At 70.1% G+C, this 23,750-nt stretch carries 20 protein-coding genes, 1 tRNA gene, 2 pseudogenes and 1 riboswitch; of the genes and pseudogenes, 10 read left to right on the plus strand and 13 right to left on the minus strand.

The genetic code is table 11. The features are described from left to right. The first annotated feature begins 141 nt into the window (after positions 1-141). The 4 genes from AB0G56_RS34115 (at position 142) to AB0G56_RS34130 (ending at position 6,180) form a co-directional block, all read left to right on the plus strand. On the plus strand, positions 142-1,566 hold the full coding sequence (locus AB0G56_RS34115; protein WP_360977439.1) for an MFS transporter: 1,425 nt from the start codon (positions 142-144) through the stop codon (positions 1,564-1,566). A gap of 243 nt (positions 1,567-1,809) precedes the next feature. Continuing rightward, positions 1,810-3,030, plus strand: a complete 1,221-nt coding sequence (lhgO, locus tag AB0G56_RS34120; RefSeq protein WP_360977442.1) for an L-2-hydroxyglutarate oxidase — start codon at positions 1,810-1,812, stop codon at positions 3,028-3,030. Positions 3,031-3,715: 685 nt separating this feature from the next. Continuing rightward, on the plus strand, positions 3,716-4,588 hold the full coding sequence (gene trmB, locus AB0G56_RS34125; RefSeq protein ID WP_360977445.1) for a tRNA (guanosine(46)-N7)-methyltransferase TrmB: 873 nt from the start codon (positions 3,716-3,718) through the stop codon (positions 4,586-4,588). Between the two features lie 185 nt (positions 4,589-4,773). After that, a complete protein-coding gene (locus AB0G56_RS34130) occupies positions 4,774-6,180 on the plus strand; it encodes a PrsW family intramembrane metalloprotease (RefSeq protein ID WP_360977448.1) in 1,407 nt (468 codons plus the stop codon). Between the two features lie 48 nt (positions 6,181-6,228). Here AB0G56_RS34130 and AB0G56_RS34135 read toward each other — a convergent pair whose 3' ends face one another. The 7 genes from AB0G56_RS34135 to AB0G56_RS34165 all read right to left on the minus strand — a co-directional run bounded on the left by AB0G56_RS34135 (position 6,229) and on the right by AB0G56_RS34165 (position 12,894). After that, the gene (locus AB0G56_RS34135; RefSeq protein WP_360977451.1) at positions 6,229-7,173 is read right to left on the minus strand and encodes an aldo/keto reductase; all 945 of its coding nucleotides are present in this window, start codon (positions 7,171-7,173) and stop codon (positions 6,229-6,231) included. An 89-nt stretch (positions 7,174-7,262) separates the two neighbouring features. Beyond that, positions 7,263-8,375, minus strand: coding sequence for a M23 family metallopeptidase (locus AB0G56_RS34140; RefSeq protein WP_360977454.1), 1,113 nt, complete (start codon positions 8,373-8,375; stop codon positions 7,263-7,265). 11 nt (positions 8,376-8,386) lie between these two features. After that, positions 8,387-8,544: riboswitch (cyclic di-AMP (ydaO/yuaA leader) on the minus strand. Positions 8,545-8,972: 428 nt separating this feature from the next. Next, positions 8,973-9,046 (minus strand) — tRNA-Met (locus AB0G56_RS34145). Positions 9,047-9,102: 56 nt separating this feature from the next. Beyond that, positions 9,103-10,278 (minus strand): dihydrofolate reductase family protein, encoded by a 1,176-nt coding sequence (locus tag AB0G56_RS34150; RefSeq protein WP_360977457.1) that lies wholly within the window; start codon positions 10,276-10,278, stop codon positions 9,103-9,105. A gap of 143 nt (positions 10,279-10,421) precedes the next feature. Beyond that, positions 10,422-11,723 carry a mannosyltransferase family protein gene (locus AB0G56_RS34155; RefSeq protein ID WP_360977460.1) on the minus strand — a complete coding sequence of 434 codons (1,302 nt, stop codon included), beginning with the start codon at positions 11,721-11,723 and terminating at the stop codon, positions 10,422-10,424. A 90-nt stretch (positions 11,724-11,813) separates the two neighbouring features. Further along, a complete protein-coding gene (locus AB0G56_RS34160) occupies positions 11,814-12,377 on the minus strand; it encodes a hypothetical protein (RefSeq protein ID WP_360977462.1) in 564 nt (187 codons plus the stop codon). 10 nt (positions 12,378-12,387) lie between these two features. Beyond that, positions 12,388-12,894 carry a SigE family RNA polymerase sigma factor gene (locus tag AB0G56_RS34165; RefSeq protein ID WP_360977465.1) on the minus strand — a complete coding sequence of 169 codons (507 nt, stop codon included), beginning with the start codon at positions 12,892-12,894 and terminating at the stop codon, positions 12,388-12,390. Between the two features lie 1,283 nt (positions 12,895-14,177). Between AB0G56_RS34165 and AB0G56_RS34170 the strand changes: the two genes are divergently transcribed. The 3 genes from AB0G56_RS34170 (at position 14,178) to AB0G56_RS34180 (ending at position 16,849) form a co-directional block, all read left to right on the plus strand. Then, entirely contained in the window at positions 14,178-14,594 is a 417-nt protein-coding gene (locus AB0G56_RS34170; protein ID WP_360977468.1) for a hypothetical protein, read from the plus strand. A gap of 67 nt (positions 14,595-14,661) precedes the next feature. Further along, the gene (locus AB0G56_RS34175) at positions 14,662-15,798 is read left to right on the plus strand and encodes an MraY family glycosyltransferase (RefSeq protein ID WP_360977471.1); all 1,137 of its coding nucleotides are present in this window, start codon (positions 14,662-14,664) and stop codon (positions 15,796-15,798) included. 493 nt (positions 15,799-16,291) lie between these two features. Next, positions 16,292-16,849 (plus strand): hypothetical protein, encoded by a 558-nt coding sequence (locus AB0G56_RS34180; protein ID WP_360977474.1) that lies wholly within the window; start codon positions 16,292-16,294, stop codon positions 16,847-16,849. Between the two features lie 55 nt (positions 16,850-16,904). Here AB0G56_RS34180 and AB0G56_RS34185 read toward each other — a convergent pair. The 3 genes and pseudogenes from AB0G56_RS34185 to AB0G56_RS34195 form a co-directional block, all read right to left on the minus strand. Next, positions 16,905-17,287 (minus strand): annotated as a pseudogene (locus AB0G56_RS34185) (transposase); the annotation flags it as partial. A gap of 248 nt (positions 17,288-17,535) precedes the next feature. Continuing rightward, positions 17,536-18,048, minus strand: a complete 513-nt coding sequence (locus AB0G56_RS34190; RefSeq protein WP_360977477.1) for an NUDIX domain-containing protein — start codon at positions 18,046-18,048, stop codon at positions 17,536-17,538. A gap of 36 nt (positions 18,049-18,084) precedes the next feature. Next, positions 18,085-18,299 (minus strand): annotated as a pseudogene (locus AB0G56_RS34195) (tetratricopeptide repeat protein); the annotation flags it as partial. Between the two features lie 345 nt (positions 18,300-18,644). Between AB0G56_RS34195 and AB0G56_RS34200 the strand changes: the two are divergent. Beyond that, positions 18,645-20,069 (plus strand): site-specific integrase, encoded by a 1,425-nt coding sequence (locus AB0G56_RS34200; RefSeq protein WP_360977480.1) that lies wholly within the window; start codon positions 18,645-18,647, stop codon positions 20,067-20,069. Positions 20,070-20,388: 319 nt separating this feature from the next. Here the strand turns inward: AB0G56_RS34200 and AB0G56_RS34205 are convergent, their stop codons facing one another. From AB0G56_RS34205 to AB0G56_RS34215, 3 genes are all read right to left on the minus strand, one after another. Next, the gene (locus AB0G56_RS34205) at positions 20,389-22,023 is read right to left on the minus strand and encodes a tyrosine-type recombinase/integrase (protein WP_360977483.1); all 1,635 of its coding nucleotides are present in this window, start codon (positions 22,021-22,023) and stop codon (positions 20,389-20,391) included. A 5-nt stretch (positions 22,024-22,028) separates the two neighbouring features. Further along, positions 22,029-22,262 carry a hypothetical protein gene (locus AB0G56_RS34210; RefSeq protein WP_360977486.1) on the minus strand — a complete coding sequence of 78 codons (234 nt, stop codon included), beginning with the start codon at positions 22,260-22,262 and terminating at the stop codon, positions 22,029-22,031. A 168-nt stretch (positions 22,263-22,430) separates the two neighbouring features. Beyond that, a complete protein-coding gene (locus AB0G56_RS34215) occupies positions 22,431-22,862 on the minus strand; it encodes a helix-turn-helix transcriptional regulator (protein ID WP_360977489.1) in 432 nt (143 codons plus the stop codon). A 287-nt stretch (positions 22,863-23,149) separates the two neighbouring features. On the opposite strand from AB0G56_RS34215, the gene AB0G56_RS34220 reads away from it, so the two are divergent. Then, on the plus strand, positions 23,150-23,437 hold the full coding sequence (locus AB0G56_RS34220) for a helix-turn-helix transcriptional regulator (protein WP_360977492.1): 288 nt from the start codon (positions 23,150-23,152) through the stop codon (positions 23,435-23,437). Beyond that, entirely contained in the window at positions 23,434-23,748 is a 315-nt protein-coding gene (locus tag AB0G56_RS34225) for a hypothetical protein (protein ID WP_360977494.1), read from the plus strand. Before AB0G56_RS34220 ends, AB0G56_RS34225 begins: the two co-directional genes overlap by 4 nt. The last annotated feature ends 2 nt before the right edge of the window (positions 23,749-23,750 follow it).

The raw sequence follows: 23,750 nt of genomic DNA on the forward strand, positions 1-23,750 counted from the left end.
GGGCCCGCACTTCCGTGCGGGCCACAATCCCGCCAACCGGAAGAATGCCCCTTAACGCTTGGGATGCGGCGAACTACGCTGGGTTTACGAATGCCGCATGGTTATGCCAGCGCGGCAGCCGTCTGTGTCGAGGGGTGGCGCATGTCCAGGGAGCAACGCGGGCCGAACGAAAAGCTCGGCGCCGTTCTCGCCCTCGCGGGAATCAGCAACGCCGGACTCGCGCGGCGCGTCAACGACCTCGGCGCCCAGCGCGGGTTGACCCTCCGCTACGACAAGACCTCCGTGGCGCGCTGGGTGTCGAAGGGGATGGTGCCGCAGGGCGCGGCGCCGCACCTCATCGCGGCCGCCATCGGACAGAAACTCGGCCGCCCGGTGCCGCTCCACGAGATCGGCCTGGCGGACGCGGACCCCGCGCCCGAGGTGGGCCTCGCCTTCCCCAGGGACGTCAGCCAGGCGGTGAAGGCGGCCACCGAGCTGTACCGCCTCGACCTGGCGGGCCGCCGGGCCGGCTCCGGCGGCATCTGGCAGTCCCTCGCCGGATCGTTCGCGGTGACCGCCTACGCCACGCCGGCCTCCCGATGGCTGATAACCCCGGCCGACAGCTCGGTGGCGCGCGAGGCGGGCGGGGCGGAGGGCTCGGGCGCACCGATCAAAGTCGGCCACAGCGACGTGCAGAAGCTGCGGGAGGCCGCCGAGGACGCCAGGCGCTGGGACTCCAAGTACGGAGGCGGCGACTGGCGTTCGTCCATGGTGCCCGAGTGCTTACGGGTGGAGGCGGCGCCGCTCCTCCTCGGGGCGTACTCCGACGAAGTCGGCCGTGCTCTGTTCGGGGCGTCGGCCGAACTGACCCGGCTGGCCGGCTGGATGGCCTTCGACACCGGCCAGCAGGAGGCCGCCCAGCGGTACTACATCCAGGCGCTGCGCCTGGCACGCGCGGCGGCCGACGTGCCCCTGGGGGGATATGTCCTGGCGACGATGTCGCTCCAGGCGACCTACCGCGGCTTCGGCGACGAGGGCGTCGACCTCGCGCAGGCCGCCCTGGAGCGCAACCGCGGCCTGGCCACGGCCCGCACCATGAGCTTCTTCCGGCTGGTCGAGGCACGGGCCCACGCGCGCGCGGGGGACGCCCAGGCGGCCGGCGCGTCCCTGAAGGCGGCCGAGGGCTGGCTGGAGCGGTCCCGGGAGGGCGACAACGACCCGACCTGGCTCGGCTTCTACGGCTACGACCGCTTCGCCGCCGACGCCGCGGAGTGCTACCGCGACCTGAAGGCACCGCGCCAGGTCCGCCGCTTCACCGAGCAGGCGCTGTCGAAACCCACGGAGGAGTTCGTGCGCTCGCACGGCCTCAGACTGGTGGTCTCCGCGGTCGCCGAACTGGAGTCGGGCAACCTCGACGCGGCCTGCGAGCAGGGGGTGCGGGCGGTGGAGGTCGCCGGCCGCATCTCCTCGGCGCGCACCACCGAGTACGTCAGGGACCTCCTCCACCGACTGGAGCCCTACGGAGACGAACCGCGCGTGGTCGAACTGCGTGAACGGGCCAGACCACTGCTGATGACCACGGCCTGAGCGGCCGGAACAGCCGGGGCGCCCGCCGGATGCGGCGCTTCGGGCGCTCAGGGTGGTCCGGGTGGTCCCGACGCTTCGGGCGCTTCGGGAACTCCGGGTGCTTCGTCCGTCCGTCTTGCGGTCGGGTGTCCGGCCGCGGTCGGGTGCCCGGCCACTCCGGTCGCAGTCGCTTCGCCGCGCCGGTCTGCCCGGCCCCGGTTTGAAGGCATTGTCAGTGGCGCAGTGCACTATCGGGAGCGGGAGGTGGAGCAGGTGCGGAAGATCGCTCACGACTGCGATGCGCTGGTGATCGGGGGCGGCATCGTCGGCTTGTCGACGGCGTACGCGATCACGCGTGCCGCGCCGGGCACCCGGGTGACGGTGCTGGAGAAGGAACCGGGCCCGGCCCGGCACCAGACCGGACGCAACAGCGGGGTGATCCACAGCGGGATCTACTACCGGCCCGGCTCGCTCAAGGCGCGCTACGCGGTGCGGGGCGCCGCCGAGATGGTCAAGTTCTGCGCGGAGTACGGCATCGCGCACGCCGTCACCGGCAAGCTGATCGTCGCCACCGAGCGGGAGGAGCTGCCCCGGCTGCACGCCCTGGTGCAGCGCGGCCGGGAGAACGGGATACCGGTGCGCGAACTGGGCGTCTCCCAGATCGAGGAGTACGAGCCGGAGGTGCGCGGCCTCGCCGCGATCCACGTGGGTACGACGGGCGTCTGCGACTACACGGGCGTGGCCCGGCGGCTCGCGGACGCCTCGGGCGCGGAGATCCGCTACGGCGCCCAGGTCGTCCGCGTGGACCGGCGGCCCGACCTGGGCGTGGCCGTGCGCACGGCAGGCGGGGACGTCGTCCGCGGGCGCGTGCTGGTCAACTGCGCCGGGCTGCACTGCGACGAGGTGGCGCGGCTGACCGGGGACGAGCCGGACGTGCGGATCGTGCCCTTCCGGGGGGAGTACTACGAACTGGCACGGCCGGAGCTGGTGCGGGGGCTGGTGTATCCGGTGCCGGACCCGGCGTTCCCGTTCCTCGGCGTGCACCTCACGCGGGGGATCGACGGCGGCGTGCACATCGGGCCCAACGCGGTGCCGGCGCTGGCCCGCGAGGGGTACGGCTGGGGGGTCGTACGGCCGCGTGAGCTGGCGGGCACGCTGAGCTGGCCCGGCTCGTGGCGGATCGCCCGGCGCCACTGGCGGTACGGGGCGGGGGAGCTGCGGCGGTCCGTGTCCAAGGCGGCGTTCACCGAGGCGGTGCGCAGGCTGCTGCCGTGCGTGGAGGAGAGCGACCTGGTGCCCGCCCCCGCGGGGGTGCGGGCACAGGCCGTCCTCCGGGACGGGACGCTGGTGGACGACTTCCTGATCCGGGAGGGGGCCCGGGCCGTGCACGTGCTGAACGCCCCGTCCCCCGCGGCGACGGCGTCGCTCCCGATCGGGCGGGAGGTGGCACGCAGGGCACTGGAGGCACTGGCGACCGCGGGATGAGCGTGCGAGCACCGACGGCCGCAGGTGAGACCCGCACGGGGCTGGTGAGACCCGCACGGGGCTGCGCGGAGGCCCGAGGGGCGCCCGAGCGCCCTGCGGTGGCGCCTGACGGGACCCGGGGATGCCTGGCGGAAGACCCGGGGCCTGACGGGACCTGGGGATGCCTGGCGGAAGACCCGGGGGCCGGACCGTCCCCGAGAGGACCGGGCGGCAGCCGAGCCACCCGAGAAGGCCGCCCGAGCAGCCCCGGTCCCCGGGAGGAGGCCCGGGCGGCAGCCGAGCGGCCCGAGAGGCCGTCCGAGCGGCCCGAGAGGCCGTCCGAGCGGAGACCCCGGGTGCCCCCAGCGCCCCGTGTGGTGCCCGCGGAGGTTCGAGAGGCCGTCCGAGGGGCCGTCCCAGCGGAGACCCCAGGTGCCCGCGCCCCGTGTGGTGCCCGCGGAGGTTCGAGAGGCCGTCCGAGGGGGCGCCCCAGCGGAGATCCCGAGCGCCCCCAGCCCCCCCCCGAACGGCACCCGCGTGGCACCCGCACGGAGGCGGCACGGAGGTTCGGGAGGGCCCCTCCCAGGCCCCGCGGCGGCATCGGTGGGGGAAGCCCGGGGACGTCTCCGGAGCCGCCCCGGGGCCCGCTCGACGCCACCCGGCCCACCCGGCCCACCCGGCCCGCCCAGCCCGCCCAGCCCGTAAAATGGACCGCACTGTGTCTGACTCGTTGAACACTCCCGCCGCCCCCACTCCCCCGCACGCTCCCGGTGTGTCCGTCCGGCACACACGGGCGAAGGGGGAGCCGCGGTTTCCCGACGGGCCGCAGGCCGATCCGGCCGGGTCGCACTTCGAGCGGCGGATCCGCAGCTTCCAGCCGCGGCGGAGCCGGGTGACCGCGGGGCAGGCGGACGCGCTGCAGCGGCTGTGGCCCCAGTGGGGGCTGGACATCGACGGCCGGCGGGTGCTCGACCTGGCCGAGCTGTTCGGCAACGCCCGTCCCGTCGTCCTGGAGATCGGGTTCGGCATGGGCGAGGCCACCGCGCAGATGGCCGCCGCGGACCCGGACACCAACATCCTCGCCGTCGACGTGCACACCCCCGGCCAGGGCAACCTGCTGAGCCTCGCCGACCGGGGCGGCCTCACCAACGTCCGGGTCGCCAACGGCGACGCGATCATCCTGCTGCGCGAGATGCTCACCCCCGACTCCCTCGACGGGCTGCGCGTCTACTTCCCCGACCCGTGGCCCAAGAAGCGGCACCACAAGCGGCGGCTGATCCAGCCGGAGTTCCTGACGCTGGCCGCCACCCGGCTCAGGCCCGGCGCGGTCGTGCACTGCGCGACGGACTGGGAGCCGTACGCCGAACAGATGCTGGACGTCCTGACCGCCCACCCCGCCTTCGAGAACACGCGGCCCGACGGCGGTTACGCGCCCCGCCCCGCCTTCCGCCCGCTGACCCGCTTCGAGGGCCAGGGCCTGGACAAGGGCCACCCCGTGAACGACCTGCTCTTCCGGCGCGTACCGCACGGCGACGAGCACCCTGCCGAACGCCCCGCCCGGCACTCCGGTCTCGACTGACGCACCACCGCACCACCGCACCACCGCGTCCCGGCCCCGGCCCCGGGACGCGACCGCCAATCCCGAACGCCAGTACCCACCGCCGGCCCGGTCCTCGGTCCCGGCCGCTGGTCCCGGCCGCCGGTCCCTGCCGACGCGACGCGGCACCATCGCGATCGTCCCCTTCCCTCGTTAGGGTCAATGACGTGGCCACCTGTCCCCCGTACCCGACGTATCCCAGCGGTCCTCCGCCCATAGCCGACGGCCGGCCGCGGCACGCGCACTGGTGGCACAGGCGGTGGGTGCGCTACGGCGCCCTCGCCGCGCTGCTCGCGCTGTCCGGGCTCGTCATCCTGGCCCTGGTCCGCCGGCAGACCGGCACGGAAGGGTTCCTGGTCGGTCTCGGCCTGGCCGTGCTGCCGGTCCCGCTGCTGACGGCCGCCTTCCGCTGGCTGGACCGGGTCGACCCCGGCCCCTGGCGGAACATGGTCTTCGCCTTCGCCTGGGGCGCCTGCGCGGCGGCGCTGATCGCGATCGTCGCCAACAGCTTCGCGACCAAGTGGATCGCGACCGCGACCGCCGACCCGGTGGGCGCGGACACCCTCGGCGCGACCGTCATAGCGCCGGTCGTGGAGGAGTCCGCGAAGGCCGCCGCCGTCCTGCTGATCTTCCTCTTCCGCAGACGCGACTTCACCGGCATCGTCGACGGTGTGGTCATCGCCGGGGTCACCGCGACCGGCTTCGCCTTCACCGAGAACATCCTCTACCTCGGCACCGCCTTCGGCACCGACCAGATGACCGGCGGCCAGGGCATCGCCTCCGTCACGGCGGCGACCTTCTTCGTGCGCGTGATCATGTCGCCGTTCGCGCACCCGCTCTTCACGGTCTGCACCGGCCTCGGCTTCGGCCTGGCCGCGCTCGCGGGAGAACGCCGGCGCCGGCGGCGCCTGCTGCTGCCCCCGGCCGGGCTGCTGCTCGCGATGGGCATGCACGCGTTCTGGAACGGCTCGTCGACCTTCGGCCGGTTCGGGTTCTTCGCGGTCTACGGCGGCTTCATGGTGCCCGCCTTCGGGCTGCTGACGTGGCTGGTCGTCTGGACCCGGCAGCGGGAGCTGCGCACCATCCGCGAGGAACTGCCCGCGTACGCCGCCGCCGGGTGGCTCACCCCCGCCGAACCGTTCGCCCTCGGGTCGATGCGGGCGCGCCGGCTGGCCCGCGAGTACGCCGGCCGGCACCTCGGCAAGCCCGCGGCGCGGACCGTCGCGCAGTACGAGGCCTACGCGACCTCGCTGGCGTTCCTGCGCCGCCGGGGGCGCCTCGGGCGGGCCGGCGCCGACTTCGGCGTGCGCGAGCGGGAACTGCTGCACGAGCTGTGGCGCAGGCGCGAGGTGGCCCAGCCCGCCCTGGACCACGCGGCACGGATGACCGCACCGCCGGTACGCGTCTTCGCGGCGCCCTGGCCGGCGTACGGCCTGTACGGCTACGGGCACGGGCACGGGCACGGACAGCCTCACGGCCGCCCGCCGCTTCCGTACGGGCAGGGTCCGTACGGGCAGCAGGGCCCGTATGCGCAGCCTTCGTACGGGCAGAGTCCGTACGGGAGTCATCGGTAAGCCGCGGGCCGTGAGACCGCGCAGCCAGGGGGCCGTGGGCCGCGAGGCTCAGGCAGATGCCTGGGTGAGCCGCGCGACCTCTTCGTCCGTGAGGTCCAGCTCCGCCACCGCCAGCAGGGCGGGGAGCTGTTCCACCGTCCGGGCCGAGGCGATCGGGGCGACCACCGTCGGCTGGGCCGCCAGCCAGGCCAGGGCCACCGTGGCCACCTCGGCGCCACGGGCGCGGGCGACCTCGTCGAGCGCGGTGAGGACCTTCTGGCCGCGCTCGGTCGCCAGGTGCTTGGCGGCGCCCCCGGCGCGCGGGCTGTCGACCGTCGCGCCCGGCCGGTACTTGCCGGTCAGGAAGCCGGAGGCCAGCGCGTAGTACGGCACGGCGGCGAGGCCTGCCCGCTCGGCGAGGTCCCGCAGGCCGCCCTCGTAGGTGTCACGGGAGACGAGGTTGTAGTGCGGCTGGAGCGCCACGTACCGCGCGAGTCCCTCGCGCTCGGAGAACTCCAGCGACGCGGCCAGGCGCTCGGCGGAGATGTTGGAGGCGGCGATGTGCCGGACCTTGCCCGCCTTCACCAGTTCGTCGAGCGCGCCGATGATCTCCTCGACGGGCACCTCCGGCCGGTCGAAGTGCGTGTAGTAGAGGTCGATGTGATCGGTGCCCAGACGCTGGAGGGAGGCGTCGGCCGCGGCCCTGATGTTGGCCGCGGACAGGCCCTGGAAGTCGGGGTGCTGGCTGACCTTGGTGGCGATGACGACGTCGGAGCGGTTGCCGCGCTCCTTGACCCACTTGCCGATGGTCGTCTCGGACTCGCCGCCGTGGTTGCCCTCCACCCACGCCGAGTAGGAGTCGGCGGTGTCGATGAAGTTGCCGCCGGCGGCCGTGTAGGCGTCCAGGACCGCGAACGACCGCGCCTGGTCGGCGGTCCAGCCGAAGACGTTGCCGCCGAGGGCGAGGGGGAAGACCTCGAGGTCGGACGGGCCCAGCTTGCGCAGAGAAGTCATGTCTCACATCAACGACCAAGGCGGAGCGCTCCATTCCGCGCCCCGCCGGTGGCCGGCGCAAAGCTTGCGCAAACCACCCGGTCGGAGCGTCAGGGAGCGAGGCCCTTGCCCTGGAGCCACGCCATCGGGTCGATGCCGGCGGCCTGGCCGTCGGGGTGGACCTCCAGGTGCAGGTGGGGACCTGTGACGTTGCCGGTGGCGCCCACCCGGCCGATGACCTCGCCGGTGCTCACCTTCTGGCCGGCCGTGACGTTGATCGACGACTGGTGGCAGAACCACAGCTCGGTGCCGTCGTCCAGGGTGAGGACCGTGCGGTACCCGTAGGCGCCGGCCCAGCCCGCCTCGGTGACGGTGCCGCTGTGGACGGCCTTGATCAGGGTGCCGGTGGGCGCGGCGAAGTCGAGGCCGGTGTGGTGCCCGGAGGACCACATGGAGCCGGCCTGGCCGAAGGTCGAGGTGAGGGTGTACGAGGAGGTCGGCAGCGTGTACTGCTTGGCGAGGGTGGCCAGCCGCGCCGCCTCGGCCTTCTTCCGGGCCTCCTCCTCCGCCTTCTTCTTCGCGGCGGCGGCCTTGACCTCGGCCTCCTCCTTCGCCTGGGCGGCGGCCTGCTCGGCCTGCCGGGCGGCCTTCGCGGCAGCCGCCGCCTCGGTGGCCGCCCTGGTCTTCGCCTCGGCCTGGTTCTGCTGCTGCTCGGCCTGGGCCATGATGCGGTTGCGCAGCGCCTCGCCCGCGTCGGAGGCGCGCTGCGCCGTCGTCCCGGTGGCTTCCGTCGCGTCGGTCGCGTCAGCCGCGTCGGTCGCGCCGGCCCGGGCCGCCGTGACGTCGCTGAGCGCGGTCGCGGAGCCCTCGGGGCCGTCGTGGCCGGAGCCGTCGAAGAGGGCGCCCACGGCGGGCAGGCCGTGCAGGTCGGGGAGATCGGGCAGGGCGATCGAGACCGGCGGCTTGCCGGTGTTGGCGCTGGCCATGCCACCCGCGCCGACGGCCGCTATGACGCCCACGCCGAGCACGGTGGAGCTGCGGGCGAGCCCGCCGCCGCGCGGCTTGGCGACCCGGTGCCGGCCACGGACGGGACGGAGGGACTCCTCGGTGGGGTTCCACTCCTCCCAGGGGCCCTCGTCGGGGCGCCGGCCGCCGTAGGCGAAGGACTCGGTGCGCTCGCTCGGCACGGACGGGGCTTCTGAGGCAGGCCGGTTGGACGCCACGCGGGCGTGCTCCTTTCCTTCCGTCTCGCCTACCGGGTTAGCTGACGGGTTCGGAGCGGGAAGGTCTCCTACGCGCGTCAACCAGCCGTGTGCGTACGGCGGATGGCGCCCGATTCACCCCAAGTTGGTGGTTCCCCGGTTCCCTCGCGGGATTCGGCGCGCGCGCACGGAGCCGCCTCGGGTGACGGCTGGGACGACCGCGCTGCGTTATCGAACGTTAATAGACTCGGGGCTCCGATTCCAAGCCGCCCGGCTTGATCATTAAACCTTTTTGGCCAGGATCTACGTCTCACAGGTGATGAAACCGGGGCAAGTTGACTGGATTTCAGGCCACTCAAGGGCCCTGTCGAGCCCGGACACCTGCAGACGTTCTACTGATGGTGTGTCAGTTGTTATGCGGACGGGGACCGCTCGCTCACGACACGTGACGATGACTCGCGTCGATACCCGGGCCGGTACCCGGGGCGGTAGCCGGGTCGATACCCGGGCCGGTAGCCGGGGCGATGTCTCGGACCGACAACCCGGGCCGATGACCCGGCGGCCGGAGAAAACACTCAGGGCCGGAATTCTCATCGAATTCCGGCCCTGAGCCTTCAGTAGCGGGGACAGGATTTGAACCTGCGACCTCTGGGTTATGAGCCCAGCGAGCTACCGAGCTGCTCCACCCCGCGTCGGTGAAACCAGTGTACGCCATCCTGGGGGTGGAATGCACACGCGTGCACACGCGTCACAGCAGGTGGCGGTTGGGCGCCTTGGCCCGGCCCTCGAACTCCGGCAGGACGACGACGTCCGTGCCCTCGCGCGCCAGGACCCCGGTGCCGTCGGCCGCCTTGACGAACGTGTCCGGCTCCCGCCAGGCCGTGACCACCCGGCGTACCCCCGCGTCCAGAATCAGCCGGGCGCACGGTCGCGGCCGGGAGGCGCGTCGGGCGCACGGTTCCAGGCTGCTGTACACCGTCGCCCCCGGCAGACGCGGGTCCGCCGGGTCGATCTTCGCAAGCGCGGCCTCCTCCGCGTGCACCACCGGATCGCCGGCCTCGCGCGAGTGGCCGCGCGCCAGCTCGGTGCCGTCGGCGGCCACCACCACCGCGCCCACGCTGAACGCCGTCCGCGACGGCGGGCACTCCCCGGCCAGCTCGCACGCGATCCGCAGCCAGTGCCGGTCGGCGGGGGCGGCGTCGCCTCCGGCGCCGGGTTCCGTGGGCTCGTAACGCATGAGGACGACGTCCCCGAGGGCCCGCGTCTCCACCAGCCGCAGCCGCCCCCTCTGGTACGCGCCCGGCCCGAACAGCCGCGGTGCCCGCGGGTCTCCCACCAGCAGCGGCGCAAGCACGAGCTGCAGCTCGTCGGCGAGGTGCAGCTGGAGCAGCTGGGTGTGCACCGTGCCGCCGCCCTCGACCATCAGCCGGCGGACCCCGCGCACGTCGTGCAGGTGTGCCAGCAGCCGCCGCCAGTCGAGTTCGCCGCCCAGCGACACGACGGAGACGGTGCCGGAGCCGGTGTCAGTGCCGGCGCCCACGCTCGTACCGGTGCCGGGGAGGCCCGCACGGCGCAGGCGTTCGGCGCCCTCGTCCGTCGTGTAGACGGCCTTCTCGCCGCCCGTCTGGAAGAAGCGCGCCCGCGGGTCCAGCTCCCCGGAGGCGCTGACCGCGACCTTCAGCGGATGCTCCGGCCGGCCTGCCGCGAGTCGGGCCGCGCGCCGCTCGGGCGAGTTGACCAGCAGGCGGGGATTGTCGGCGCGCACGGTCCCGGCCCCGACCAGGATCGCGTCCGCGGAGGCCCGCACCGCGTCGACCCGGTCGAAGTCGGCGGGGCCGGACAGCAGGAGACGGCTGGGGCCGGTGTCGTCCAGGCAGCCGTCCAGGGAGACGGCGGCGGACAGGAGGACGTAGGGGAAGGGCATCGGCGCGCTCTCTCTCGGCGACGGACGGGCTCGCAGGCGTGGGGGCGCCTCGGGCTTTCTACCAGCCCAGCCCGTACGGGAGCGTGCCCTCGGACCGGAGACCGAGGACACCTCGTCAGTCACCGGGTCGGTCACCCCGTCGGTCACCCCGTCCAGCGTCCCGAGGTGAAGGTGACCGCGAGGACGACCGTCAGCGGTGCCACCACGCCGACGTAGGCCTCCTTCACCCAGCGCCGCCGCAGGCTCCAGTGGGCCAGGCCCGTCCACAGCGGCCACCAGAGCAGGGTGGCGCGCGGCACGGAGAGGTACCAGTACGACGTGCCCAGCGCCCACAGGTTGAGCGCCACGAACACGGCCTCCGGCCAGCGACGGTGGACCAGCAGCACGGCCAGCAGCGCCACGCCGACGGCCATGGCGGCCAGCTCCAGCTGGAACTCGACGGCGTACCCGGTGCTCTGGAGGTGGCCGAAGGCGTTCTTCCAGGTGTTGCGGAAGGCTTCGGCGGGGCTGTGGAAGTCGCGGTACCAGCCGCGTTCCTCGGCGTGTTTCCAGGCCATCCAGTCCCCGGTCCGCACCCGCAGGTAGACGGTGTACGCGGCGGCGGGCACCGCCGGCAGCAGGCACCAGCCCAGCGGGCGCAGCCGCCGGGGCAGCGAGGGGCGGGAGGGGCCGCCCGCCCGGCCCTGTGCGCGCACGACGATCAGGAGTTCGACCGCGATCGCGGCGGCCAGGAACAGGCCGCTGATCCGCACGGTGGTGGCGGCCGCGCCGAGGAGAGCGGCGAGCGGCCAGTTGCGGTGCTTGGCCGCGAGCCAGGCCGGGAGGGCGAAGGCGAGGAAGAGCGCCTCGGTGTAGCCGGCGGCGAGGAAGACCGCGGCGGGCGAGAACAGCAGGAGGGCGGCGGCCCGCGGACCGGAACCGTCGCCGGCCGGCCGGCCGAGTCCGGCGATCCGGGCCAGGGCCACCACGGCCACGGCGCCGCTCACCAGGGAGATCAGCAGCCCGGCCACGGTCCAGTTCGGAACGACGGTGTGGACGGCGCGCAGCGCGAGGGGGAAGCCGGGGAAGAAGGCGACCCGGTTGTCGTGCGGGGGATCCAGGCCCGGGAACGGGTCGAAGTAGCCGTACTGGGCGATGTGCTGGTAGTGCACCCAGTCCCACTGCTCCCAGCGGGACAGCCAGGTGGCGGGCGTCTTGTCCGAACCGGCGGCGGGGGTGAGCCAGGCGCTGGCGTAGGCGACGAGCCACAGTCCCAGGCGGGTGAAGAGGTACAGGCGCAGTACGCGCAGGTCGGTCGGGGTGAGCCGGCCGGTTATTCGCCGCAGCAGCGGCCCGCCGGGCGGGGCGGACCGGGTGGCGGCGGCCGGGTCCGGCGCGGGGGTGCCGCCCGCCCGAGGGGTGCCCGGGGTGCCCTGTGTCTCGGTGGCGGGCAGGGTCGTGGTCATCGGGCGTCCGTTCCTGGTGGGGTACCGGGCGGGCCGGCGGGAAGTGGTGGGAGGGACCTGTGTCCGGGGTGTGTGGGCCGGGGGGCGGTTCTAGCCGGGCGGCCCGGTGAGGGAGGAGGAGCTGGGCGGGGGCGCGGTCCGCGGGGGCGGGGTGTGGGAGGCCGACGAGGAACTCGTCGCCGACCCCGTCGTCCCCGTCGTCCCGGTCACCCCGGTGGTCCCTGTCATCCCTGTGGTCCCTGTCATCCCTGTGGTCCCTGTCGCCTCCGTCGATCCCGGCGGACGGGTCAGGGACGACGGAGAGGTGCTGTCCGGCCACGGCCGGCCGGACGTCGCGACCGAGGTGGGCGTGCCGCTCGGGGACTGCCCCGGCGACGGTGACGTCCCCGGCGAGGAAGGGGAGGGCAACCGGCTCGACGCGGGGCGCGGGCGGGGCGCGCTGGGCTCGACGCCGACACGCGTGCCGGGCAGCAGGAACACACCGACGCCGACTCCGGCGACCGCCAGGAGCGACCCGACGGCCCGTTGCGCCCTGCGCGCCCGGCGGCGGGCCCGTACGCCGGCCCACAGGCGTTCGCGGTGCCGGGGTTCGAAGGGGGTGTGCTCCTCGGCGGCGCGCATCATCTGCGTCAACTGCCGTTCGAAGTGGTCCATGGTCTCTCCTTCAGCCCACCGACTCGCTGACGTCGTCCAGGAGCTGCCTCAGGCGTGCCACTCCGCGCGCGGCGTGCGACCTGGCCGTGCCCACCGGGCAGCCCAGCGCGTCCGCCACCTGCCTCTCGGAGAGGTCCTGGTAGTAGCGCAGCACCACCACGGCCCGCTGCCGCGCCGGCAGCCGGGCCAGTGCCGCCTCCAGCCGCGAGCGCTCCGCCACGGTCGCGGAGACGTCACCCGCCACGGGCGTCTCGGGCAGTTGGTCGACGGGGCGCTCGCCCCACCAGCGCCGCCGCGCCGAGCGGGCCGCCGCGCGCGCCATCACCCTGCGGACGTACGCCTCCGGCGCCTCGTGGGCCACTTTCGGCCACACGAACCAGAGTTTGACGAGGGAGTCCTGCACCAGGTCCTCCGCCCGGTGCCGGTCACCGCCGGTGAGCAACCGGGCGAGGTGGAGCAACGCCGACCAGCGGGCCGCCACGAACTCGTCGAACTCACCGGCCAGAGCCTGCCGCATCCACACCGTCCCGTTCCCGCCCGTTCCCGCCCATTGCCTACACCTGGGGACAAGACTGTGGCAGGGCCAGTTCTATGCACTCACCCGCTGTGATCCGGGTCACCGCGCGGCCGGGCGCGGCCGGTTGTCCAAGGCGCCGTTGCACGGACGAGGTTGACGTCGTTCGTCCAGGCGCGGCGCGGACACCGGCCAGGAGCTGCCCGCGACCACGTCGCCACGTCGCACCGGAGCCGGTCACCCCGCACACGCCGCAGCGCCCCGCCCGGTCAGGACCGGTCGGGGCGCCGCGTTGCGCTGCGGGCCGGAGGGAAACCCTCCCCGCTTCGGTAGGCCCTGTGGGACTCGAACCCACAACCAATGGATTAAAAGTCCTGGCCATGGCATGCCAGGCGGTTCTGGAGACTGCCTCGGTATCCGGAAGCGCCTGGTCAAAGCAGGGCCAATCGGAGGACCGGCATGATCAATGACGGTCACTGCCCCGTCGTCCGCTCACGCATCGCTCACGCAAGGAAGCCATCCGGCCAGACGCTTCCGCGTCGGTTCCCATCGGCTCCAGCACCACACACCCAAGCTGCTTGACGGTCTGCTCAGCAAACGAACGACCCGATGGCACCCTTCAGAGAGCAACACCCGCGAATGCCTCGTGATCCGCTCGTGCGCGGCCCCCTCGGCGTCGGTCAGCCCCCACCCTGCGCGCGCCTCACGGCCCAACGGCTACCGAAGCAGACCGGCCACTGTAAGGCCAAGGCCCGACATCACTCGATCCTCACTCCGTGAACCCGCATTGAGGGCCACCCGCACGTTCAAGCTGTGGCCAGGCTCACAAACTCCCCCATCTCTCTCCGATGGCAACTACGGCCCGTAAACAAACGATCGCCCTCCAGGCGATATCTCCCCGTTGTCCGCCATTAGTTCAAATTTGCAACAACTAAGAGTAACGATGGGTGACACGCTGGTGACTTTAGTGAGTGACATTGCCAGGTGCACTGTTCTAACCTCACCGCGGTGCCGCACGATTCGACCACTCGTGCGATGAGGAGGACTGGGGGAGTCATGCCTTCTGAGGCGTGCAGCGATTTTTTCTGCAGGCAGACCATCGCCTGCTCAGGTCTAACCATTCGACACGAGAGCGACGCGGCCTGCCACGCCCCGTACTGAGCCGGGACCGTCTGTCCCGCCCGCACTGCGGCGTGCGAAGTAAATGGATGAGGGACCCCTGGCCGGGTGCCGGCAAGCAGTGGCCAGAGATCCCCCCGAATCGGAACACAACATCTGGAGGACGTATGCGCTCCACCCGCAGGATACGCGCCATTCACGTAGTCACGACACTCGCCGCAGTACCCGCGGCGTTTCTTCTTGCCGCAGGTCCGGCGCAGGCGGCCGGAAGCACTACCGTCGTCTACACAGAAGATGGCGGCAGCACTCGCGGCGGTAAGGCGATCTTCTGGGGGGGATACAGCCCGGAGGCGTTCCAGGTCTGCGACACCGAGGCGGACGGCGCGGCCGCATGGGCTAAGTGGTCGTGGAAGGGCGGCTCGGTCACGCTGGAGGACGCCGACGGCTCGTCTGCTTTCTGCGACAACAAGCCGCAGCACATAGCACGGAAGCAAGTTCCGGAAGGCGCCAGGGTGAGCATCACGGTGTGCCGCATCCTCGGCGGAGTAAAGAAGGACTGCGGATTCAACTACGGCAAGGCGTGATCTGAACGATCCGTGGGCGGCCACGTACCTTCGTGGCCGCCCTCGCGTTTGAATCAGGAGACCATTCATGCGCGATTACGTACTGCTGATGTGCATTGCGGCCGCCGTCACTGCTCTACTGACGGGACTTGTCCGTCATCTAGCGGTCACTACTGGCAGCGTTCCCGGTGTGCGAGCCCGCGACATGCATGCTACGCCCACACCTAGGATGGGCGGCATCGCCATGTTCGGGGGATTGGCCGCCGCTCTTCTTGTCGCCGAGCACCTGCCTGCCGTCGCAGACATCTTCCACCGGAACGAAATCCGGGCGATTTTCTCTGGCGCCCTACTGCTGTGGGTGGCGGGGGTGATCGATGACAGGTTCGAGCTGACCGCTCTCGTTAAATTGGGCACCCAGCTCTTGGCTACGGGTTTGATGGTGTGGCAAGGAGTCACCCTCCTGTGGCTGCCGATTCCAGGTTTAGGAAATATCATCCTGTCATCGCCACTAAATGTCATTGTCACCCTGTTCGCTCTACTTACATCAATCAATGCAGTGAACTTTATTGATGGCCTTGACGGACTGGCAGCTGGCGTAACTGCTATTGCGAGTGCTGCATTCTTTCTGTATTGCTATCGACTCTGGTTCGGTTACGGCGTAGAAGCCGCAGCATCTGCCGCCGCACTGTCAGCAATCACAGTTGGCCTCTGTGCCGGATTCTTGCTGCACAATTCGCATCCAGCCCACATTTTCATGGGGGACTCCGGATCGATGCTGCTCGGACTGCTACTCGCAGGAACCTGTGTCTCATACCTAGGTGAGGTGGATCCTGATGCACTCGCGCGGCAGTTGGGCGGCGAGCGCAGCACAGTCTATGCTTCAACACCGCTGTACTTGGCGGCCTTGCTGCCAGGAGTGATCATCGCGCTTCCTATCGCCGATCTCTCCATGGCGGTGGTGCGGCGCATGCTGCGCGGGCAATCTCCGTTTGCGGCGGACAGAGAGCATCTACACCATCGCCTTCTCCGAATCGGGCATACTCACCCGAGAGCCGTGGCAGTGATGTATTTTTGGTCCTCCCTGCTCTCGTTCGGAATCGTGATGTATTCCGTCCTTCCAGGAGCAGGTACGATAACGTTAATCACTCTGCTCGCAGCCAGCGGACTGATACTACTACTAGTCCCTCGCGTTACGGATGAAAGGTCGCGATGGTTCCGACAATGAAAATAAGCAGCAGAGTCAGTCCGACCCAGATCCCCAGGATCGCAGATTTATTAGACCGCCCCCTGTGCTCCCGATCCTCTTCCATTTCTTCCCTCAGCTGAATACGCTTATACAGTTCCGCCACCGTTGGATCGCTAGACATTTCCTGCACGCCGCGCATCACTAGGCGCACAAGTTCTCGGTCGGTGATCTTCTGTGACGGGCTGGGGGCGGGATCTTCTGTCATAGGAAGCACACCTCACGGTCGGCTACTTGGGAACATTCTCGCACGAGGAATGGGCTCCGCCAACCCAGCTTCCACGCAAATAACTTATTGAACCTCTTTTATCCTGCGCTAAGGGCTGTCCCGTAATGATCTTTTCACTGTAGGCAGTGAGGTGTTGCCTCAGCAGCATCGCGCTTGATGCCCTCGCGCGCCGGGTATCGCAGGCGCATGCAGGCATGGGGAGAGGCCGTGTGGGCGGGACCCCGGTGGGAGACTTTTCTGCGGGGCGTGGTGAAGCGGGCGGTGGCGGGAGAGGAGCCGCAGCCGTGGTGGGTGCCGCGGCGCGTGCTGACCGTGGTGTCGGCCGATGTCGACGACGCTGCCGGTGTCGGGGCGATCTGGATCCTGTGGCGTCCGAAGTCATTGCGGATGCGTGAGCACATTGCGCTCCTGGAGTGGTTCGGCAAGCAGTGGCGGTACGTCGGGGGCGGCAGCGGCTCCGGAGACGATCCTGTCGACGTTGATGTGCTCGACGTGTGCAATGGCGGAGGCGTGCTCAGCCTCACCCGCAACCTCGACCCTCCGCACTCCCTCGCCGCGGCCCCATGGATCAGTTGCGTCAAGGTACGCCTCGGGCAGGACGTGGGGCAGGTCCTTATCGGTGCCCGCCGGATGGAGGTTCCCGAGCAGCGCAGTCTCGTTGCTGTTTGGACGTCGCCTCAGAGCAGCCGTGGAGCCCGTCCCCTCATCGTGGCCCTGGGACGCGACGGCGCCGAAATCTCCCGCATGGGCCCCCATGACAGCCTGGACACTCATACCTGGGCGCGACTGAGAAAGGAGTCCTAGCCAACTTGCTTCCTGGGTCTCTGTCGTCCTGGCTGTCCTGGCTGTTTCCTGCCGGTCACCCAGCGAGAGTGAGGTTGTGCAGGCGAGCGACTCCGAGAATGGCGTGGTGGACGTCGGCGTCTTTGAGGCGGCAGTCTCGCAAGATCTTCCAGGTCTTCATGCGGGCGAAGGTGTGTTCGACACGCGCGCGGACCTTGCGGTGGGAGGCGCTGTGGTCCTCTTTCCAGGCCGGGGGTCCCCTTGACCTGGTTCGCGTCGGTGCGGGATGACCAGGCCGGTGCCTCGGTAGCCGCCGTCGGCTATCACCGTGGTGCGGCCGACGGCGGCCGCGGCGCCGGACAGCTTCCACGTCTTGCAGTCGTTGCGGTTGCCGGGGACCGGTTTGCCCACGGCGACGACAAGACGAGTGTCAGCGTCGATGACGACCTGGTTTGGTGACTTCGACCCGTGCCCACAGCATCGTCCACGCCCTGCCTGACCCGGCAGATCCTCGTCTCGCGCACCGCGCCTACTAGGGCGCCGGCGCCTCCCCTCACCGGTCAAGGCCCCTACTCGGCCACAGCCCTCGGCAAAGCCTTCATCGGCAAGGTCCGTGCCGCCGCCCGCAGCTGAACCACGCCATGAGCGCCGCCTACGATCTAGAGGCTCTGGCATCCAGGTCGTCATGGAGAGCCACGTGATCACGGCTACAGCTCTGACCGGCCCCACCCGTCCAGTGACACCTGAGACCCTCTCCTGAGATATGCGTGGAGGGCGCTGGCAGTCGTATCCACGAATGCTTCTGGAACAGCGTCGGTGTCGACCCAGCAGACCTGGGCGTGCTTTCGAGGTTCACGGTTCTCGGGTTCACCGGTCCATTCGTGCGCAGCAAAGACGACGGTGAGGAAGCCGTTGGGGGCCTCGACGCCCCAGGCGCCGTGAATGATGTGGGCGACCTTCAGGGACTCCGGCTTCACGGTCAGGCCGGTCTCCTCGTACAGCTCGCGAACTGCGGTCTCGGTGATGGGCTCACCGGGCTCGCGCTTACCGACCGGCAGGTCCCACAGGCCCTGGGCGAACTTGGCGTTCTGGCTGCGCTGGAGGAGGACGACGCGATCGGTGGCCTTGTCGTGGACGATGACGGCGGCGACCAACAGTGTCATGGATTCGAGGGCCGGCGGGAGGGCTTTGGACTGGTCGTCGGTGTTCGGCTGAGCCACGGTTGGTGTCCCTTCGTCGGCCGGTTGGTCGGCAGCTTAGGCCAGTGCTTCGCTTGCGCGGCGGGCCAGTTCGGCCGCCCCTGGCACCCTGCGGCGCTGGTAGACGGCGAGGGTGGACGAAGTGAGCTGATCGCTTTGCGGGTGCGGTCGGAGGTCATGCCCTCCATGAGGGTCACGGCCTCGGACCAGGCGGCGACAGCCTCGTCGGCTCGGGCCTGGGCGGCAAGGCTGTCGCCCAGGTCGGCGTAGGTCTGGAGCGTCTCCCCGTTCTCGGCAGCGATGCGCCGGACTTCCCTCGCCAGAGCCTCTTAGGTGCAGCCCGCCTCAATGGTCTCGCGCAGGCGGGAGTTGGGTTCTCTCTGCGCTGGCACGATCGCCTCCGCTCCGGAGCTGTAAACCGCGTATACCGCTTCAACCGCCCCTAACCGTACCCACTGTGCGTGACGGCGTGTTCACTGAATATCAGCCGCCCGGCACGGTCCGACAAAGTGACCAGGCTCCCCGCTCCCGCCGGGCGGCACCCCGAAGTTCCGTACGTCCTTGCCGGGTTCAAGCATGCCTGTGTCCGAACCCGGCCGATCAGAGACGGAGACACGATGACCACCATCGACACCGCGGCCATCGCGGTCGAGCTGCCCCAGGCGTTCGACGGGCGCTGGAACCGCCTGCCGGGCATCCAGGTCGACGGCCGGCGCATCACGATCGACCCGGGCGAGTACTTCTTCCGCTTCGAGTCCAACACCTGGCTCGTCGCCGACTGGGAGCTGGTCAAGTCCCAGCTCCTGGAAGCGGAGGAGACGACCGAGAGCGCGGTCGAGCAGCTCGCCCTGGACTTCATCAAGGCCCACGGCGAGTCCACCTCGGACGCCGCCCGCGTGCTGTCCACCGCGTACGAGGTGTACGCCTACTTGTTCCGCGACGAGCACCTCGCCGGCCTCGGCCTGCCGCAGATCACTGCCGAGCACCTGCGGATGCTGCGCGAGGCGGCCACGCTGATGGCACTCAACAACGAGCGGAAGCTCCTCGCGGTCGAGCGGGCCAAGCTGGCGGAGATGAAGCCGTTCCGGAAGATCGCTGGCCCGGCCACCCGGCAGGCGATCCGCCGCACCCTGCGCGCGGCGCTGAACTCCGCGATCGCCCAGCAGCTCATCACCTTCAACCCGGCCTCCCACGTCGAGTTGGAGTCCGGCAAGCGGCCCAAGCCGCTCCTCTGGACCGATGAACGGGTACGGCGCTGGCGCGAGACGGGAGAGGCCCCAGGCCCAGTCATGGTCTGGACTCCGCAGCAGTTCGGCACCTTTCTCGACGCCGCCGAGGGTGACCGGCTGTACGCGATCTTCCACCTGATGGGCACCCGCGGCCTCCGCCGCGGCGAGGCCGTAGGCCAGGACTGGCACGAGGTCGATCTCGGCGCCGGCCTCATCACCCCCGCCAAGGAAATCGTGGTCGACGGCTGGGGCCCCTACGAATCCGAGCCGAAGACGGACGGCAGCGCCAACACCATCGCGCTCGACAGCATGAACATCACCGTGCTGCGCGACCACAAGGCCCGTCAGGAGAAGGAGCGCGCCAAGTGGGGCACCGCCTGGCAGGACACCGGCAAGGCGTTCACCAAGGAGGACGGCTCCTGGCTCCACCCGGAGACGGTCTCAGAGACCTTCCGCCGCATCCTCGCCACGACCGACCTGCCGCCCATCACCCTGCGGGACCTGCGCCACGTTGCCGCAACGCTCACGCACGGAGGCGGCGGTGACATCCATACGGTGAAGGAGACGCTCCGCCACTCCACCATCACTCTGACCTCGGACACGTACACGAGTTTGCTCCCCGAGTTGGACCGTGAGATCGCCGAGAAGGCAGCAAAGCTGATCCCCCGGTCTCGTCTGGCAGTTGCCGAACCGTCCGCCTCGGCCCCGGCCGATCCGCAGGACGCAGGCGCATCCGCTCACGCAGCGCTCACGCAAGAGCCGGAAAACGACGCAGCGCCCGAGTCGACCGAGGCCGACCCGAGCGCTGCTTAGCAGGTCAGAGGGGGTAACCCTCTCCCGCATCCGTAGGCCCTGTGGGACTCGAACCCACAACCAATGGATTAAAAGTCTGATGAGCCTTCAAGGCGCCTCGTACCGCCTCGTACCGCACCCCTCCGGCTCGTACCGTCCCTTGCAGGTCAGGGGCGTTCAGCGAACGTTTATCGCGCCCGCTTCACCTTGTCTCGTACCGCCTCGTACCGCGCTCTTATGCGGCTTCCGGGCCAGCATCGGGCCAGCAAGAAGGGCCCCCGACCCGCAGGTCAGAGGCCCTTTCTCGTGTGCCCGATTCTACTCCGAGACCTATCCGATGTCAGTGCTGGCCCGTACCGTGGGTCTCGTCAGATTCCGCGTCTGCTGGCTGCGACGCGCTCGGCCCCTGCCTCGGTACAGCGCCCGGAGCAGGGGCCGCTCCACTTCCCCGCCGGGCCCGCGGCACAGCCGCCGCCGCCCGCTCGGTCAGGTCCTGCTCGTACTCCTGGAAGAGGGACATGTACGTGTCGGAGGTCAGGACGATGGTGGAGTGCCGCAGCTTCTTGCTCGCGTCGTCGATGTCGCCACCGCCGGCCTTCACGAGGGCGGCCGCGCCGTGCCGGAGGTCCCGCAGGTTGATAGGCGGCAGATCGGCCGCCTCCACGATCCGCTTGAACTCCTTGCTGACCACGTCGGGGTGCAGCCAGCTGCCGTCCTCGTCGGTGAAGACCTTGCCGGTCTCGGACCACTTCTTTCCGGCCTTCAGCCGGGCCGCACGATCAGCGTCCTGGCGGGCGCGGTGCTCGCGCAGCACGGAGACCGTCTCCCGGTCGAGCATCACCGCGGACATGGACGAGTCCGTCTTCGGGGCCGTCTCGATGGGCGTCCAGCCGTCCACCACGATCTCCGTCAGGACGTCGATCCGTGGCGGGCTGATGTCCAGGTGGACGTTCGCCCAGTCGGCGCCGACCCCTTCGCCGCGGCGAAGGCCGTGGTGGGCGACCAGATGGAAGAAGGCGTACAGGCGGCTGTCCTCGGCAGCGTCAAGGAACGCGCCCAGCTGCTCGGGCGTCCAGACCATCACCGGTGACGGCTTGGCACCGGTCTCCCTCCAGCGGGCTACCCGCTCGGCAGTCCACAGCAGGCCCTTGGGGCGAACACTGGACCCCAGCTCGACGTACTTTGCGGCATTGAAGGTGATGAGCTGCTGCCCGATGGCCGCGTTGAGGGCTGTACGGAGCGTGCGACGGATGGCATGGCGAGTCGAGACCCCGTTGGTCTTCCGGTACGGCTTCATCTCGGCCAGCTTGGCTCGCTCGACGGCCAGGCGCTCGCGTTCCTTGGCCGGCGGCCGTCCCGGCTTCGTCCACTTCGCGCGCGCTTCCTGCTCGCGGCGCGCGGCGTTCTCGGCCCGGATCACATCGGACTCGTCAGCGATGGCCTCGAACATCTCCTGGATGTGGCCGACGTTGAGACGGTCCAGCCGGTAGTGCCCGATACGGGGCTTCAGGTGCACGCGGATGTGCGAGCGATAGCCGGCGTTCGTCGTTGTGCGCGTCTTCTTGTTGGCCATCCACCGGTCAAGCCACTCGGCGAGGGTGGTCTTGCCATCGAGTGGCACGCCTACGCCCAGGCGGCGCTGGACCTCGGCGGCCTGGGGGATGTCAGCGCGGCGTTGGGAGATGTCGGCGAGGAGGTCACCCACGCGCTGCTGTTCGGTTGGATCGTCTCCGGGCAGGGCGAGGATGGCCTGCAGGCGGGAGAGGTCGCCCTGGGCCGTTGTCACGCTGTCGTACCCGGTGCGCCGGAAAGTGCGGCGCTTGCCCTCGGCATCTGGCGGTAGCTCCTGGCGGAGAGCGACGCTGCCGTGGCTCTTCTTCTTCAGCTGCGGGCAGGAATTGCCCAGCAGCTTGCCGTCATTCCCGCGGCACTCGCATCGGCGGTAGATGCTTCCGGCCCGGCGTGCTGACGGCATCAGTCCTACTCCTTCCGCTCGGGCGGCTTCTCATTGTCGCTGATGTGGACCAGTCCGACACCGACCAGGTGCCGTGCCACCGCGTTCAGTCCGGCGAACATGGCGGCTGTCATCTCGCCCGGCTTCACCGCGAGCGCCAGGTCACCGGACTTCGTCCGGATCGGCACTATCACCTCGCCATCCGGCACGTCTTCGCTCTCGACGAACCAGGCCCGCCTGGCCCGCTTCCGTGACTCCATGCAACCTCCCCCATCACCGGCACGATATTCGTGCACACGTTCGAACACACGGTCAGACCAGTACATGTATCGGCCAACTGCGTTCGGACATGATCGCACCACAGGCCGCAAATCTCTACGGCCTGCTCTCTTTGATCACCCAGAGTGAGGCAAAGGGGAATGCGTCGTTCACTGCTCGGCGTCGTCGTCTGGCGGAACCAGCGTGTCGATCAACCGTAGAAGGCGGTCCCGCTGATCAGGCGGGAGTTGGTCGAGCTTCCGCACGTAGGCCTTGGCCTCGGATGAGCCGCTGACCAGGGGGTCCACCCCGTGGAACTGCTGGCCGGCCGCATCCTGCAACTGCTCCATCGGGAGTTCGCAGGCGGCTGCCAGCGCTCGTAGCTCCTGGACCTCTGGGGGTGTCACAGGCTCCCCAGACTCCAGGCGATAGATCCAGCCACGCGTGACGCGCTTCCCCGACACGGGGTCGACAGCCTTCGCCGCGAAGGTCGCCAGGGACTCGTTCAACTCTGATCGACGCCTTCGCACCAAGTCCGCGAATTGCGTGCGCCGTTCAGGGGCGCCGGCGTCTTCTCTCACCTGATCGTCGTGTGCCGCCATGGGGCTCATCCTGTCACTCCTGTGAACTCGTGTGCGCTCTGGTCGTTCAGGTGTGCTCTTGGAGCGCAGGTGACGTACGCGCAGGTCAGTCGGGGCGATCGTTCCACTCACTGGACGGATTGTTCAGCACGCGAACCGATCTCGCCAGCCCACCGGAATCCAATGGCTGATTCTTGACACAACCCCCACCTACGTTCAGTTCGCTGGACATCTCGTTCAGCCCGTGTGATGCTCTACCCATCGCCGTTCAGCGCGATGAACGAGACGTCCCACGAGGTGAACGACGCATGTCCGGAACCCCAGCACCCACCATGTACGCGGTCGCCAGCGGCGACCGGCTCAAGCTCCTGATGGAGCGCACCGGCACCGGCGCGCCCGTCAGCGCCCGGAAGCTCGCCGCCGCGGCTGGCGTCGCCCACGGAACCATCGGGGCGCTCATGTCCGGCGCGCAGCGCACCGTCACCGAGGACAAGGCCAAGGCCATCGCAGCCCGACTCGGTGTGGACCTGCTCGTCCTCTTCATACCGATGGAGCGCGCCGGCCGCGCCTTCATCCCCGCGCAGGTGGTCGCATGACGACCGCCGCGCCGCTCACCGCCGCACAGGTCGCCGCCCTCCCGGCGATGCCCTCCGCTCTCCAGGCGTTCTCCGCCCTCAACATCGGCGAGACGCTCGGCTACGACCTGATCAAGGCGGGCGAGTTCCCCATCGAAGTCGTCAAGTTCGGCCGCGCCTACCGCGTCCGCAAGACCGACCTGCTCTCTTTCCTCGGCCTCGCCGAGTTCGTCGCTGCTGAGGTCCAGTCGGCAGCGGCCACCACTGACGACGGCGCCCCCGGGGTCCAGCCGAAGGCGCCGTCCGAGCAGCCCGACACCACCAGCAAGTAGAG

Origin of the sequence: Streptomyces sp. NPDC021356 (assembly GCF_040641015.1) — a bacterium.
Classification (GTDB): domain Bacteria; phylum Actinomycetota; class Actinomycetes; order Streptomycetales; family Streptomycetaceae; genus Streptomyces.